Origin of the sequence: [Acidovorax] ebreus TPSY (assembly GCF_000022305.1) — a bacterium.
Lineage (GTDB): Bacteria > Pseudomonadota > Gammaproteobacteria > Burkholderiales > Burkholderiaceae_C > Diaphorobacter > Diaphorobacter nitroreducens.
Genome location: NC_011992.1, coordinates 678,551 through 692,274 on the forward strand (window position 1 = coordinate 678,551; position 13,724 = coordinate 692,274).

General features: G+C 65.6%; 13 protein-coding genes. 8 read left to right on the plus strand and 5 right to left on the minus strand.

The genetic code is table 11. The annotated features are described in order from the left end of the window. Nucleotides 1–12 precede the first annotated feature (12 nt). Nucleotides 13–462 (plus strand): type II secretion system protein N, encoded by a 450-nt coding sequence (locus tag DTPSY_RS03245; protein ID WP_011804128.1) that lies wholly within the window; start codon nt 13–15, stop codon nt 460–462. 57 nt (nt 463–519) lie between these two features. Here the strand turns inward: DTPSY_RS03245 and DTPSY_RS03250 are convergent, their stop codons facing one another. The 4 genes from DTPSY_RS03250 to DTPSY_RS18340 all read right to left on the minus strand — a co-directional run bounded on the left by DTPSY_RS03250 (nt 520) and on the right by DTPSY_RS18340 (nt 3,893). Continuing rightward, nucleotides 520–1,131, minus strand: coding sequence for a histidine phosphatase family protein (locus DTPSY_RS03250; protein ID WP_012655662.1), 612 nt, complete (start codon nt 1,129–1,131; stop codon nt 520–522). Next, on the minus strand, nt 1,128–1,940 hold the full coding sequence (locus DTPSY_RS03255) for an adenosylcobinamide-GDP ribazoletransferase (RefSeq protein WP_012655663.1): 813 nt from the start codon (nt 1,938–1,940) through the stop codon (nt 1,128–1,130). The genes DTPSY_RS03250 and DTPSY_RS03255 overlap by 4 nt, the downstream gene beginning before the upstream one ends. A 66-nt stretch (nt 1,941–2,006) precedes the next feature. Then, nucleotides 2,007–3,569, minus strand: a complete 1,563-nt coding sequence (gene ilvA, locus DTPSY_RS03260; protein ID WP_011804131.1) for a threonine ammonia-lyase, biosynthetic — start codon at nt 3,567–3,569, stop codon at nt 2,007–2,009. Between the two features lie 102 nt (nt 3,570–3,671). Continuing rightward, nucleotides 3,672–3,893, minus strand: a complete 222-nt coding sequence (locus DTPSY_RS18340; RefSeq protein ID WP_146052249.1) for a hypothetical protein — start codon at nt 3,891–3,893, stop codon at nt 3,672–3,674. Between DTPSY_RS18340 and DTPSY_RS03265 the strand changes: the two genes are divergently transcribed. Continuing rightward, on the plus strand, nt 3,892–4,341 hold the full coding sequence (locus DTPSY_RS03265; RefSeq protein WP_011804132.1) for an OsmC family protein: 450 nt from the start codon (nt 3,892–3,894) through the stop codon (nt 4,339–4,341). The two genes, DTPSY_RS18340 and DTPSY_RS03265, sit on opposite strands and share 2 nt — an antisense overlap. A gap of 16 nt (nt 4,342–4,357) precedes the next feature. Here DTPSY_RS03265 and coq7 read toward each other — a convergent pair whose 3' ends face one another. Next, nucleotides 4,358–4,975, minus strand: a complete 618-nt coding sequence (gene coq7, locus DTPSY_RS03270; RefSeq protein WP_012655664.1) for a 2-polyprenyl-3-methyl-6-methoxy-1,4-benzoquinone monooxygenase — start codon at nt 4,973–4,975, stop codon at nt 4,358–4,360. A 311-nt stretch (nt 4,976–5,286) separates the two neighbouring features. Here coq7 and DTPSY_RS03275 point away from each other — a divergent pair, with 311 nt between their 5' ends. From DTPSY_RS03275 to DTPSY_RS03300, 6 genes are all read left to right on the plus strand, one after another. After that, nucleotides 5,287–6,375: a porin gene (locus DTPSY_RS03275; protein ID WP_012655665.1), complete on the plus strand. Its 1,089-nt coding sequence runs from the start codon at nt 5,287–5,289 to the stop codon at nt 6,373–6,375. Between the two features lie 332 nt (nt 6,376–6,707). Beyond that, complete coding sequence (locus DTPSY_RS03280) at nt 6,708–7,901, plus strand: porin (protein WP_012655666.1); 1,194 nt, start codon at nt 6,708–6,710, stop codon at nt 7,899–7,901. 251 nt (nt 7,902–8,152) lie between these two features. Continuing rightward, entirely contained in the window at nt 8,153–9,733 is a 1,581-nt protein-coding gene (locus DTPSY_RS03285; protein WP_012655667.1) for an ABC transporter substrate-binding protein, read from the plus strand. Nucleotides 9,734–9,882: 149 nt separating this feature from the next. Beyond that, nucleotides 9,883–10,866: an ABC transporter permease gene (locus DTPSY_RS03290; protein WP_012655668.1), complete on the plus strand. Its 984-nt coding sequence runs from the start codon at nt 9,883–9,885 to the stop codon at nt 10,864–10,866. 1 nt (nt 10,867) lies between these two features. Continuing rightward, nucleotides 10,868–12,094: a M20 aminoacylase family protein gene (locus DTPSY_RS03295; protein ID WP_012655669.1), complete on the plus strand. Its 1,227-nt coding sequence runs from the start codon at nt 10,868–10,870 to the stop codon at nt 12,092–12,094. 40 nt (nt 12,095–12,134) lie between these two features. Further along, nucleotides 12,135–13,706, plus strand: coding sequence for an ABC transporter substrate-binding protein (locus DTPSY_RS03300; RefSeq protein WP_012655670.1), 1,572 nt, complete (start codon nt 12,135–12,137; stop codon nt 13,704–13,706). The last annotated feature ends 18 nt before the right edge of the window (nt 13,707–13,724 follow it).

Genomic DNA, 13,724 nt, shown 5'->3' on the forward strand with positions numbered 1-13,724 from the left:
CATAATCGTGCAATGGTGACAAACACATACGGCCGCTGGGCCCCGCGCCTGGCCACGCTGCTGCTCTGGGCGCTGGCGGGTGCGACCGCTGTCTATTGGGGGTTGAAGCTGTCCGCAAGCCCGGCCGGCACGGCGCCGGCGGCCGCGGCGCCCGAGCCGGTGGTGACCGACACGCAGGCGCTCGCGCGCCTGCTCGGGGCCAGCCCGGTGCTGGCGGCCGCCGAGGCGGCACCCTCCGCAGCCAGCCGCTTCGTGCTCATGGGCGTGCTGGCCGGCACGGCCAGCGGCGGCGGCGCCGCGCTGATCGCGGTGGACGGCAAGCCGGCCAAGCCCTACCGCGTGGGCGCGAATGTGGAGCCGGGGCTGGTGCTGCAGTCCCTGGGCAAGGGCGCCGCGCGGCTGGGGGCGTCGATGGACGGCGCCACGACGCTGGCGCTGGAGATGCCGCGCAAGCGGCCCTGACCCGGCGGGGATCCCGCGCCGGCGGGGGACTGCATATCCGACGGGAGCGCCCATAACCTAACCGCGCGCCGGTGCTGCCTGCGGTCGGCCTTTCAGTGGCAGAAGTACCGTGGTCCAGGCGCCGTAGCCCGGAGCCGATTGCGGCCATTCATGGGACATCGGCATGCGCGCGGCGCCGTGCGTCAGCAGCCAGTGCACGCAGCGGGCCACCCCGGCATGCGTGATCCAGACCACATCGCCACCGCCGGCGTGCGCTTGGGCCGCGGCCTCGTCCAGCGCGGCGGACACGCGCGTGAGCATGGCCGCCAGGGGCTCGCCGCCGCCGGGCGCATGGTGGCCGAAGCGCGTGGTCCAGGCGTCGATGTCCGCACGGGCGATGTCGTTCCACGCGCGGCCCTCCCACTGGCCGAAGTCCATCTCGGTGATGCGGGGCTCAGCCTTTGAAGCCAAATCGGCCCGCACGGCAAGCAGGTCCTGCGCAAGCAGCTCACATCTTTGTAGCGGAGAGTGGTGCAGGGCGGCCAGACGGGGTGGCAGCGCCTGTGCCAGCAGGCGTGCGCTCTCGCGGCTATGGCGCACGTTGGCGGCAACGTCCAGGCGGCCGTAGCACAGGCCGGGTGCCACCTCGGGGCGCGCATGGCGCACCAGCCACAGGCGCGGCGCGCTCATGCCGCCCGTTGCGCCAGCGCGATGGCCGCGCCCAGATAGAAGCCGATCTCGCCCACCTGCTGCGTGGCGCCTAGGCAGTCGCCGGTAAAGCCCTGCAGTCGACGCGCAAAGCGCCACAGCATCCAGGCCGCACCGGCGGCGCTGGCCAGCAGGCTTGCTATCAATACCGAAGCGCCCAGCGCTTGATATACAAGCGCTAGCGCCGGAAAACACCACAAGGCCGCGGCCGCCAGCGCGCGTACGGAGATCTGGTCCGCCAGCGGCTTGCTCTTGGACGTGGCCGTATCGCCCACATGCGGCAGCGCGCGCACGATGACGAGCGGCCACAGGCGCGACAGCACATGCCCCCCCGCCAATGCCGCCAGCGCACTGGACAAGCCGAGGTGGCCGAGCTGCGCCAGCAGGGCCACCTTGGCCAGCAGCGCCAGCACCAGCGCCATGGCCCCGAAGGCGCCGATGCGGGAATCCTTCATGATCTCCAGCGCGCGCTCGGGCTGGTAGGCGCCGCCCAGTCCGTCGGCCACGTCGGCCAGGCCGTCCTCGTGGAAGCCCCCGGTCACCAGCACCGTGGCGATGGTGCAGCCCACCGCCGCCGCCAGCGGTGCAAAGCCCGCGCCGCCCAGCCCCAGCCACAGTGCCGCATAGCTGCCCACCGCCACGGCGGCCACCAGCCAGCCCACACCGGGGAAATGTGCACTGCTGGCGCGCAGCATCGCAGGGCTGTAGCCCACCCACGTGGCCAGCCGGCCCGTGACGGGGATGCGCGTGAAGAACTGCACGGCCAGCAGATAGTGGCGCAGGGTCTGCATGAATACTATCGAATCAATAGCTGCTCGCGCTTGATGGGCGGGCGCTGGAGGCCAAAATGGCTTGCATCATGCGCCGTTGGCCTGCAGGAACAGGCGGTAGGCCGGGTTCTGCGTTTCCTCGACATAGGGGTAGCCCAGCGTCTGCAGGAAGGCATCGAACTGCGCTGCGTCGTCGGCCGGCACCTGCATGCCCACGAGGATGCGCCCATAGTCCGCGCCCTGGTTGCGGTAGTGGAACAGCGAGATGTTCCAGGTGGGCTGCATCAGGCTCAGGAACTTGAACAGCGCGCCGGGGCGCTCGGGGAAGGTGAAGCGCATCAGCCGCTCGTCGCGCGCCAGCGCCGAATGGCCGCCGACGAGGTGGCGCAGGTGCTCCTTGGCCAGCTCGTCGTGCGTGAGGTCCAGCGCCTCGAAGCCATGCTTGTGGAAGTTGCGCGCGATCTTCTCGGACTCGCCGCGGCCCGTGGTGGACAGGCCCACAAACACATGGGCGCGCCGCTCGTGGCTGATGCGGTAGTTGAACTCGGTCACGTTGCGCGGTCCGCCGGGCAGGGCCCCCACCACCTCGCAAAAGCGCTTGAAGCTGCCGCGCTCCTCGGGGATGGTGACGGCGAACAGGGCTTCGCGTTCCTCGCCCACCTCGGCGCGCTCGGCCACGAAGCGCAGCCGGTCGAAGTTCATGTTGGCGCCGCACAGGATGGCGGCGTAGGTTTCGCCCTTGGTCTTGTGCTTGGCCACGTACTGCTTGATGGCGGCCACGGCCAGGGCGCCCGCAGGCTCCACGATGCTGCGTGTGTCCACGAAGATGTCCTTGATCGCAGCGCAGACGGCATCGGTGTCGACGATCACGTAGTCGTCCACCAGGTTTTGCGCGACGCGGAAGGTTTCCTCGCCCACCAGTTTCACGGCCGTGCCGTCGGAGAACAGGCCCACGTCCGGCAGCGTGACGCGCTGATGCGCCTTGACCGATTGCGCCATGGCGTCCGAGTCGTTCATCTGCACGCCGATGACCTTGATGCCAGGGCACACGGCCTTGATGTAGTTGGACACGCCAGCGATCAGCCCCCCCCCGCCGATGGCGACGAACACGGCATCCAGCTTGCCGCCCAGCTGCTGCACCTGCCGCAGGATCTCCATGGCGATCGTGCCCTGGCCGGCGATCACGTCCGGGTCGTCGAAGGGGTGCACGAAGGTCAGGCCTTCTTCCTTTTGCAGCTGCGCGGCGTGCTCGTAGGCGTCGGAATAGCTCTCGCCGCTCAGCACCACTTCGCCGCCCAGCGTCTTCACCGCATCGATCTTGAGCTGCGGCGTGGTGGTGGGCATCACGATCACGGCGCGCGTGCCCAGCTTGCTGGCGCTCATCGCCACGCCCTGCGCGTGGTTGCCGGCCGAGGCGCAGATCACGCCGCGCGCCAGCTGCTCGGGCGAAAGCTGCGCCATCTTGTTGTAGGCGCCGCGCAGCTTGAAGCTGAAGACGGGCTGCTGGTCCTCGCGCTTGAGCAGCACCTTGTTGTGCAGCCGCCGCGACAGGGCGCGGGCGGGCTGCAGGTCGGACTCCACCGCCACGTCATAGACACGCGCGGTGAGGATCTTTGTCAGGTAATCGAACGGGGTGAGAGGCTGGGTCATGGTGCAAACCGGCGGGCGGCGCTGCCGTGGGGACGGGGCGTCCAGGGCGCGCTCAGCCGGGCGCACATCATAGGACGGTGCGCCCGCAGGGTTAGGGACGGCTCACCGCAGGGCAAAAAAAAGCCCCAAGCGGTAAAGCCTGGGGCTGAATCCATCCTTTGAGGAGATGGAGGAGACAATCGGTGCGAACCCCGCTGTGCGAACAGTGCGAAGCGGGTAACGCATGGGCGCATTGTAGCGCTGCGGTTGTTGCGTTGCAGCAAAATCGCACCTGCGTTCATCATTTGCTACAGATTCACCCTGATTTTTGGAGAAAAACAACATGGAATGCACCGTCAGCTGGACCGGCAACGCCGGCACGCGCTCCGGCATGGGCTTTGTTGCGGAGACCGGCAGCGGCCATGTGCTGGCCATGGACGGGGCGCCCGACGCCGACCGTCCCGAGAACGGCGGCCAGAACCTGGCCCCGCGTCCCATGGAGACCGTGCTGGCCGGCACGGGCGGCTGCACGGCCTACGACGTGGTGCTGATCCTCAAGCGCGGCCGGCACGATGTGCGCGGCTGCAGCGTGAAGCTCACCTCCGAGCGGGCGCAGGTCGATCCCAAGGTGTTCACCAAGATCCACATGCAGTTCACGGTGACCGGGCGCGGCATTCCGCCGGCGGCCGTGGAGCGTGCCATCGCCATGAGCCATGAGAAATACTGCTCGGCCAGCATCATGCTGGGCAAGACCGCGCAGATCACGACGGGCTTTGAGATCGTCGAGGCCTGAGGCGCGGCGGGACGTACTAGATGTGATGTGCAGTCGTCGTCATGACCTTGGCGGCGGCTTTCATCAGCCAACGCGCCGGGGGCGGTAGAGGAAGTGCGCCCGCCGCCTGCGCCTGGGCCGCGTGGCGTTCCTCATCCCGCTGCATGCGGTCGACGATGGCGCGCGAGGGCAGGTCCGCCTCCGGCAGGCGGCGCAGGTGCCCTTGCAGATGGGCGGATACCTGCCGCTCCGTCTCCACCACAAAACCCAGACTGGCCTGGTCGCTGACCCGGGCCGCCACCAGACCGATGGCGAAGGCGCCAGCGAACCACAAGGGGTTGAGGAGACTGGGCCGGCTCCCCAGGGCGTCGAGCCGCTCGCGAGTCCAGGCCAGGTGGTCGGTCTCCTCGCGCGCCGCGGCCAGGAGATCGCTGCGCAGCTGGGGGTCGCGGGTCACGCACGACTGCGCCATGTACAAGCCCTGGGCACACACCTCCCCGACATGATTGACGCGCATCAACGCGCTGGAGAGACGCCTTTGCTCGACGGACAGGTCCACCGCAGGCAGGGAGCGTGCCGGTGAGGGTTCTCCCGCTCTTGGACGAGCGAACAAGGTTCGCAGGGCGCTATCTGCGGCAATGAGGAGTGTGTCCATGGGTAACAAAAACGTTGTTTACGCGCACGTAATGGCGCAGGTAACGCAAAAAACCGTACGGTAAGTGCTTACTCGGAGCAACAATAAGACGGTTTTGCTGCCGTTTTGGCCATGTTGCGGTACAGCAACGAAAACCCGCTTTTGGCCCGATTCTGAGGGATTTCCTTTGCGAAACCTGGCGGGCTCTGTTGCAATAGGACCAACTTCCCCACCAGGAGGTTGGCCCGGGGAACCGGCGGGGCTGTGCGTGAGCCGCACCTCCAAGTCCTCTACGATCCGGGGCCCTCTGTTTAACCTTGGAGTAACTCGCAATGAAAAAATCCCTGATTGCACTGGCAGTGCTGGCTGCTTCCGGCGCCGCAATGGCCCAATCCTCCGTGACGCTGTTCGGTGTTGTTGACACCGCTTTCGGCTACGTGGACAACGCTAACGCCGCTGGCGACAGCGTGTATGGCCTGAGCACCAGCGGCAACGCAACGAGCCGTCTGGGCTTCCGCGGCGTGGAAGACCTGGGTGGCGGTCTGAAGGCTGGCTTCTGGCTGGAAGGCGAAATCTTCGGTGACAACGGCAACGCAGCTGGCTTCAACTTCCAGCGCCGTTCCACGGTCAGCCTGGCTGGTGGTTTCGGTGAAGTGCGCCTGGGCCGTGACTATACCCCTGGCTACACCAAGTTCATCTCGTACGACGTCTTCGGCCAGGTTGGCATTGGCCAATTCATGGGCTGGAGCAACTGGAATGGCAACAACCAAACCACGGCTAACAACAACAACGATGCCAACGGCATCCGTTCGAGCAACCTGATCAGCTACTTCACCCCTAACTTCAGCGGCTTCACTGCCGGTCTTGGTTATGGCTTCGACGAAAAGGCTGACAAGACGAACTCGAAGAAGGGTCGTTACGTTGGTGGTTATGTTGCCTATGACAACGGCCCTTTGAGTGTTGCCCTGTCTTATGACGAGAGCAGCGCCCTGACCCTGGGCTCCGGTGCTACTGCCGTCAATGGTGCTGACCGCAATCGTCTGACCTTGGGCGGTTCGTACAACCTGAACGTTGTCAAGCTGAACGCCATCCTGCAGCAGACCAAGGATGATGTCCCTGGCGGTTCCGAGCGCAAGGTTAACGCCTACATGTTGGGCGCATCCGCTCCTGTGGGCGCTGGCGAAGTCAAGGCCCAGTACGCTCTGTACGACCAGAAGTTCATCGACTCCAAGGCTCACCAGATCAGCCTGGGTTATGTCCACAACCTGTCCAAGCGTACGGCTCTGTACGGCACCGTGGCTTACCTGAAGAACAAGGACGCTTCCAACCTGGGTCTGAATGCCAAGAACCTGAGCACCGGCGGCCCCGGCGCTGGCGAGAACCAGACTGGCGTGCAACTGGGTATTCGCCACTCCTTCTAATCTCGGGCTGGCGTGAGGCCAGCTTGGATAAAGAAGACAAAACCGCTGCCTTCGGGCAGCGGTTTTTTTTTGTCTGCGATTTGGTGTCTCTTGTGCGACGATTTTTCGGGTTAACCCCTGTGGCTGTAAAGCGATGGACTCTTGCCCCTGCTCGGCGGGTTTTCAACAATGAAGCCTCCTCGCTTCCTGCCAAGAACACGATTTGGCCGCAGGGCCCCTGGTGGAGGAGAAGTCGAGTGTTGTGAAGCGAGTGGCGCACGTCCAGTGAGCGAGTTCATCAAGGCGTGGCTGCGAATCGTGAGCCGGTTATCAATCCAAGAGGAGTCTGTCGTATGCAAAAGAAAATTGTGGCTGCCCTGGCGCTGTGCGGCGCGGGCGTGGCAATGGCCCAGTCCGCCGGTACCAGCAAGGTGGAGCTGTGGGGTATCGTGGATGCCGCCGTGCGCCACACCAACAACGAAGGTGCCGGCAAGGATGGCCTGACGAAGATGATCGGTGGCGGCATGTCGCAAAGCCGCTGGGGCATCAATGTGGAGGAGGACCTGGGTGGCGGGTCCAAGGCCCTGGTGGTGCTGGAAAACCGTCTCAATGCCGATGACGGCAGTGTTTCCACCCCCTTCTTCCAACTGTCCTATCTGGGTCTGCAAGGCCCTTATGGCCGCCTGACTGCCGGACGTCAGTGGAATGTCCTGTTCGACGTGGTGACCAGCACCTACGCTTCGTTCCCGTACTCCCCCTACATGGAAGCCTACAAGCCTGAGTTGGGAATGGCCATGGGCGCGCGTACCAGCAACATGCTGAAGTACACCTTCGCAACGCCGGACCGCAGCTTCGTAGGCTCGCTGCAATATTCGTTTGACGAGAACAACGACACCAAGGCATTGGAAGCTGGCCTGCCTGCCTCGGCGGCGCAAGTGCCTGCCTACGTTGCAGGCACCCTGGGTGGTGGCGCCTGGAAGACGGCTGGCGGCTACTTGCGCTACTCCGCGAGCGGGTTTGCCGTCGGCGGCGGCTACATGCGCACGACGCTGCCAGGCGGCACCGACGTAGACGCCTGGACTCTGGGCGGTTCGTACCGCACGGGTCCGTGGTACTTCAATACAGGCTATGGCCTGAACAAGGCGAAATACGCTACGGTGACCAACCCGATCCAGGGTTTCCGTAATCTCGTCGACGGAGCGATCCTGGGGCAATTCTGGGCCGGCCAGACCAATGGCGGCTTCCAGCCGGGCGACGCCAACAAGCGCCAGCTGTTCAAGGTAGGTGTGGGCTATCAGTTGACGCCTCAGCTCAACCTGGGCGCGCACTACTTCCGCGGTAAGCAGTCGGGCTCGGCCACGGGTGCTTCCAACGGCAACGTCAACTTCTACGTGGCCGTGGCGGACTATGCCTTCAGCAAGCGCACCGATGCCTACTTCGGCGTGGACCACACCAGCATCAGCGGCGGCAGCGCGCTCGTGCTGGATGCGGCGAGCGGCGCACGCAGCCGTACCGGCATCACCGTGGGTGTCCGCCATCGCTTCTAAGGCACATTGAGTGGGGAGGGGAAGGGCCCTTTGGGCCCGCCCCGATTTCTAACAACCTCCTTCGGGAGGTTGTTTTTTTCTGGAAGTACGGTTTTTGCCCCGCGGAGCGTAGATACGCAGTCCGGGCATTGGTTTTGCATCAGCACTGCGGATGAATGGCGGCGCATCTGCGATGCACCATTTCAGGGATTTCCCTTTGCCAGTGGCCACGGCCACGCTGTAGTCGCTCCTTTCTATAAAAGAGGATTCCCATGCGAATCAATGCCTTGATCCTTTCTCTTGCGGCGGCCTGCGCGGCGGCCGTGGTTCCAGCGGCGCATGCCAAGACCTTCAAGTGGGCCAGCCAGGGCGAAATCGCCACCTGGGATATCCACTCCCAAAACAACGCGCTGCAAAACGCCATCCATTCGTATGTGTACGAAAGCCTGGTCTACTACAACAGCCGTACCTTCGAGGTCGAGCCCATGCTGGCGACGGCGTGGCGAGAGGTCAGCCCCACACAAGTGCGTTTCACGCTGCGCCAGGGCGTGAAGTTCCACGATGGTTCCGCCTTCACGGCCGATGACGCCGTGTACTCGCTGCAGCGCGCCATGTCCAAGACATCGAACTACACGCCGTATGTGCAAGGCATCGACAAGGTGGTGAAGGTGGATGCGCAGACCATCGACATCTTCCTCAAGTCGCCCAACCCCGTGCTGCTGCGGCAGATGACCGAGTTGCGCATGATGAGCAAGGCCTGGGCCGAGAAGAACCGATCGGTGGAGCCGAAGGACATCAAGGGCACCGATGAGAACTTCGCCCATCGCAACGCCATGGGCACGGGCCCCTATACGCTGGAGACATGGCAACCCGACGTGAAGATGGTCTTCAAGCGCAATCCGAACTGGTGGGGCCAGATGGAAGGCAATGTGACCGAGATCGTCTACACCCCCATCAAGTCGGCCGCCACGCGCATTGCCGCCCTTCTGTCGGGTGAGGTGGACCTGGTGCTGGACCCCTCACCGCAGGATCTGCCCCGCCTGCGCTCGTCGGGCACCATCAAGGTGGTGGACGGGCTGGAGAACCGTACCATCTTCCTGGGCATGGACCAGTTCCGGGATGAACTCGTGGGCTCCAACATCAAGGGCAAGAACCCCTTGAAGGACCTGCGCGTGCGCAAGGCGCTGTACCAGTCCATCGACGCCAATGCCCTCACGCGCAACATCCTGCGCGGCCTGGGCAAGCCGACTGGTACCCTGGTGGCGCCGCAGGTCGCAGGCTGGTCGGAGGCCGTGGGCAAGCGCATGCCCTACGACGTCGAGGCCGCGAAGAAGCTGCTGGCCGAGGCCGGCTATGCCGACGGTTTCGAGGTGGACTTCGCCTGTCCCAACAATCGCTACATCAACGACGAGGCCATCTGCCAGGCGGTCACCGCCATGTGGGCGCGCATCGGTGTGAAGGCCAAGCTGCGCACGCTGCCGCTGGTGACCTACTTTCCCATGATCCAGCGCAGCGAAGCCAGCATCTACATGCTGGGTTGGGGCGTGCCGACCTTTGACGCGCTGTACAGCCTGCAATCGCTGGTGCGCAGCGTAGGCACTGGTGGCGATGGCAACTACAACGTGGGCCGCTACCGCAATGAGCGCATGGACTACCTGGTGGACCGCATCAAGGCCGAGACGGACGCTCCGGTGCGCGCGCGCATGCTGACCGAGGCGCTGCAGCTCTCCAACGACACGGTCTCGCACCTGCCGCTGTACGACCAGGTCATCCCCTGGGCCATGAAGAAGAATGTGGAGCTGGTGCATCGTGCCGACAACCGCATCGACATGCGCACCGTCAAGCTCCAGTGAGCGGCCGTGCCATAACGTACCGCCTGCGTGCGGAAAGCCCCTGCGCAGGCGAACCACGGCCAGTCTAAGCACCCGGCCGCTGCGGGGACGAGCCTTGGCTGCGCCCCGATGCCTGCTAGCATGGCCCGACATCTTGCAATAGCCCGAGAATGCTTGCCTTCATCCTGCGCCGACTTATCCAGGCCGTGATCGTCATGGTCGCCGTGGCCTTCATCTCGTTCATGCTGTTCCAGTTCGTGGGCGACCCCGTGGTCTTCCTGCTGGGGCAGGACGCCACGCCCGAGCAGATCACCGAGATGCGTGCCGCCCTGGGGTTGGACCAGCCATTCATCGTGCAGTTCTGGCACTTCCTGGTGAATGCGGCGCAGGGCGAATTCGGGCTCTCCCTGCGCCAGGGGGCCAAGGTCTCGCGGCTGATCGCCGAGCGCTTCCCGGCCACGCTGGAGCTGGCGCTGGTGGCCGCCTTCATCGCCCTCGCGGTGGGAATGCCCATGGGGGTGTATGCGGCGCTCAAGCGCGGCACCTTCACCAGCCAGGTGTTCATGACGCTGTCGTTGCTGGGTGTGTCGCTGCCTACGTTCCTGATCGGCATTTTGCTGATCCTGGTGTTCTCGGTCACGCTGGGATGGTTCCCCAGTTTCGGGCGCGGTGATGTGACGCAGCTGGGCTGGTGGAGCACGGGTTTGCTCACGGCCAAGGGTTGGCACCACATCACGCTGCCGGCCATCACGCTCGCCATCTTCCAGCTCACGCTGATCATGCGCCTGGTGCGCGCCGAGATGCTGGAAGTGCTGCGCACCGACTACATCAAGTTCGCCCGTGCGCGTGGCCTGACCGACCGCGCCATCCACTTTGGCCATGCGCTCAAGAACACGCTGGTGCCGGTGATGACCATCACCGGCCTGCAACTGGGCGGCCTGATTGCGTTTGCCATCATCACCGAGACGGTGTTCCAGTGGCCCGGCATGGGCCTGCTGTTCATCCAGGCCGTGACCTTTGCCGACATCCCCGTGATGGCCGCTTACCTCTGCCTGATCGCGCTGATCTTCGTGGTCATCAACCTGGTGGTGGACCTGCTGTACTTCGCAGTGGACCCGCGCCTGCGCGTGGGCGGCAAGGCGGGAGGGCACTGACATGCAGGCCGTGCAGCAGCGCTTGAAGGCAGGCGGACGCGCTTTCGCCCACATCGCGCAGTACCACCCGGAGCTCACCGCATTCCGCCGCGACCTGCATGCCCACCCCGAGCTGGGCTTTGAAGAGGTCTACACCAGCGCCCGTGTGCGCGAGGCGCTGCGGCACGCCGGCGTGGACGAGGTGCACGAAGGCATCGGCCGTACCGGCGTGGTGGGCATCATCCACGGCCAGGGACGCAGCAGCGGCAGCATGATCGGTCTGCGGGCCGACATGGACGCGCTGCCCATGGCCGAGCACAACGATTTCGCCTGGAAGTCCTGCAAGAGCGGCCTGATGCATGGCTGCGGCCATGATGGGCACACGGCCATGCTCGTGGGTGCAGCACGCTACCTGGCGACCACGCGCCATTTCGACGGTACGGCGGTGCTGATCTTCCAGCCCGGCGAGGAAGGCCTGGGCGGTGCGCGCGTGATGATCGAGGACGGGCTCTTCGAGCGCTTTCCCGTGCAGTCGGTGTACGCCATGCACAACTGGCCGGCCATGCGGCCCGGCACCGTGGGTATCAACAGCGGCGCCATGATGGCGGCGGCCGACCGCGTCACGATCGAAGTGACCGGGCGCGGCGGCCACGGTGCGCATGCGTACCAGACGGTGGACGTGGTGCTAGTGGCCGCGCACATCGTCACCGCCGTGCAGGGGATCGTCTCGCGCAACGTGCGACCGCTGGAGAGCGCAGTCATCAGTCTGTGCGCGGTGCAGGCGGGCGACCTGGGTGCGTTCAGCGTGCTGCCGGGCACGGCCACGCTGGTGGGTACGGTGCGCACGTTCGACCCCGCCGTGCAGGAGATGGTGGAGCGCCGCATCAAGGAGCTGTGCAACGCCATCGCCCTGGGCTTTGGCGCTACCGCCACCGTTCGCTACGAGCGCATCTACCCTGCCACCATCAACACCGAGAGCGATGCGCGCTTCGCAGGCGACGTGGCTGCGTCGCTGGTGGGCGAAGAAAACGTGGACCGCGACCTGGAGCCGAGCATGGGCGCGGAGGATTTCTCCTTCATGCTGCAGGCCCGGCCCGGCGCCTACCTGCGCCTGGGGCAGGGCATGGGCGCTGGCAACAGCACCTTGCACAACAGCCGCTACGACTTCAATGACGACGTGCTGCCCCTGGGCGCGGCCCTGCATGCCGGCCTGGTCGAGCAGGCCATGCCCCTGGGGCAAGCGCAGTGAGATCGCACGGTACAGCAGCATGATGCGGAGCACGGTCTGGATGCGAAATATGGCCCTGGCGCTTGTACTGCAAGCGCTAGCAGCTATATTTTTGGTAGCTAATGCGCAAACCATCCGTGTGGCCAACCAGGGCGATGCGCTGTCGATGGACCCACATGCGCTCAATGAATCGCTGCAGCTCAGCCTGACCGGCAATGTGTATGAGCCTCTGGTGGGACGCAACAAGGATCTGAGCCTGGTGCCTGCGCTGGCGCTGGCCTGGCGTGCGACCACCCCCACCGTGTGGCGCTTCGAGTTGCGCCGCGGCGTGTCCTTCCACGACGGTGCGCTTTTCACGGCCGACGATGCGGTGTTTTCGCTGCGGCGCGCGCAGTCCGAAGGCTCGGACATGCGCAGTTACCTGAGCGGCGTGCGCGAGGTGCGCAAGTTGGACGCGCACACCATCGAGATCGAAACCCGCGAGCCCACGCCGCTGCTGCCGGCCCTGCTGTCGCACGTCTACATGATGAACCAGCGCTGGAGCGAGGCGCAGGGTCTCGCGCAGGTAGGCGACGCGCGCGGGGCCGCGGGGCAGGCCGCCGCGCTGCGCGCCAATGGCACGGGGCCGTTCCGCCTGGCCGAGCGTCGCCCGCAGCAGCGCACCGTGTTCGAGCGCAACATGCGCTACTGGGGCACTATCGAGAGCAACGCACGCCAAGTCGTCTTCCTGCCCATTCCGGACAACGAGGCGCGCGTGGCCGCGCTGCTGGCCGGCCGCGTGGACGTGATGGAGCCCGTGCCGGTACAGGACATCGAACGCGTGAGCGCCGCCGGACTGGTCCGCGTGGTCACGGGGCCCGAGTTGCGCACGCTGTTCCTGGGCATGGACCAGCACAGCGACGAGCTGCCGTACGCCAGCGTGCGCGGCGCCAACCCCTTCAAGGACCGGCGCGTACGCCAGGCCTTCTACCAGGCCATCGACATCGATGCGCTCATCAAGAACGTGATGCGCGGCGCCGCCACGCCCGCCGCGCTCATCGTGGGACCGGGCGTCAATGGCTTTCAGTCCGACGTCAAGCGGCTGCCGCACGACGTGGCGGCCGCGCGCGCGCTCATGGCGCAGGCCGGCTATGGCGAGGGCTTCGCGCTCACGCTGGACTGCCCCAGCGACCGCTATGTGAACGACGCGGCGCTGTGCACCGCCATCGCTGCACAGCTGGCGACCCTGCAGGTGCGCGTGACGGTGCGCGCGGAGCCCAAGGCGCAGTACTACCCGCGCATCCTGCGACGCGACGCGGGCTTCTACCTGATGGGCTGGACGCCCTCCACCTACGACGCACACGGTGCGCTGAACGCGCTGGCGGCCTGCCCGCGCGGCGAAGGCGCGGGCCACTTCAACCTGGGGGGCTATTGCAACCCGCGGCTGGACGCGCTGCTGCTGCAGGTCCAGACGCAGACCGACAAGACCCGGCGCGATGTGCTGCTGCGCGAGGCTTTGCTGCTGCAGGCCGCCGACATTGCCTACATCCCGCTGCACCAGCAGGCCCTGGCCTGGGGCGTGTCCAAGAAGATCCGCCTGGTGCAGATGGCCGACAACACCATGCCTTTCAAGTGGATGGGCGTGGGCCCCTGACCGTACGACCTTGCCGCC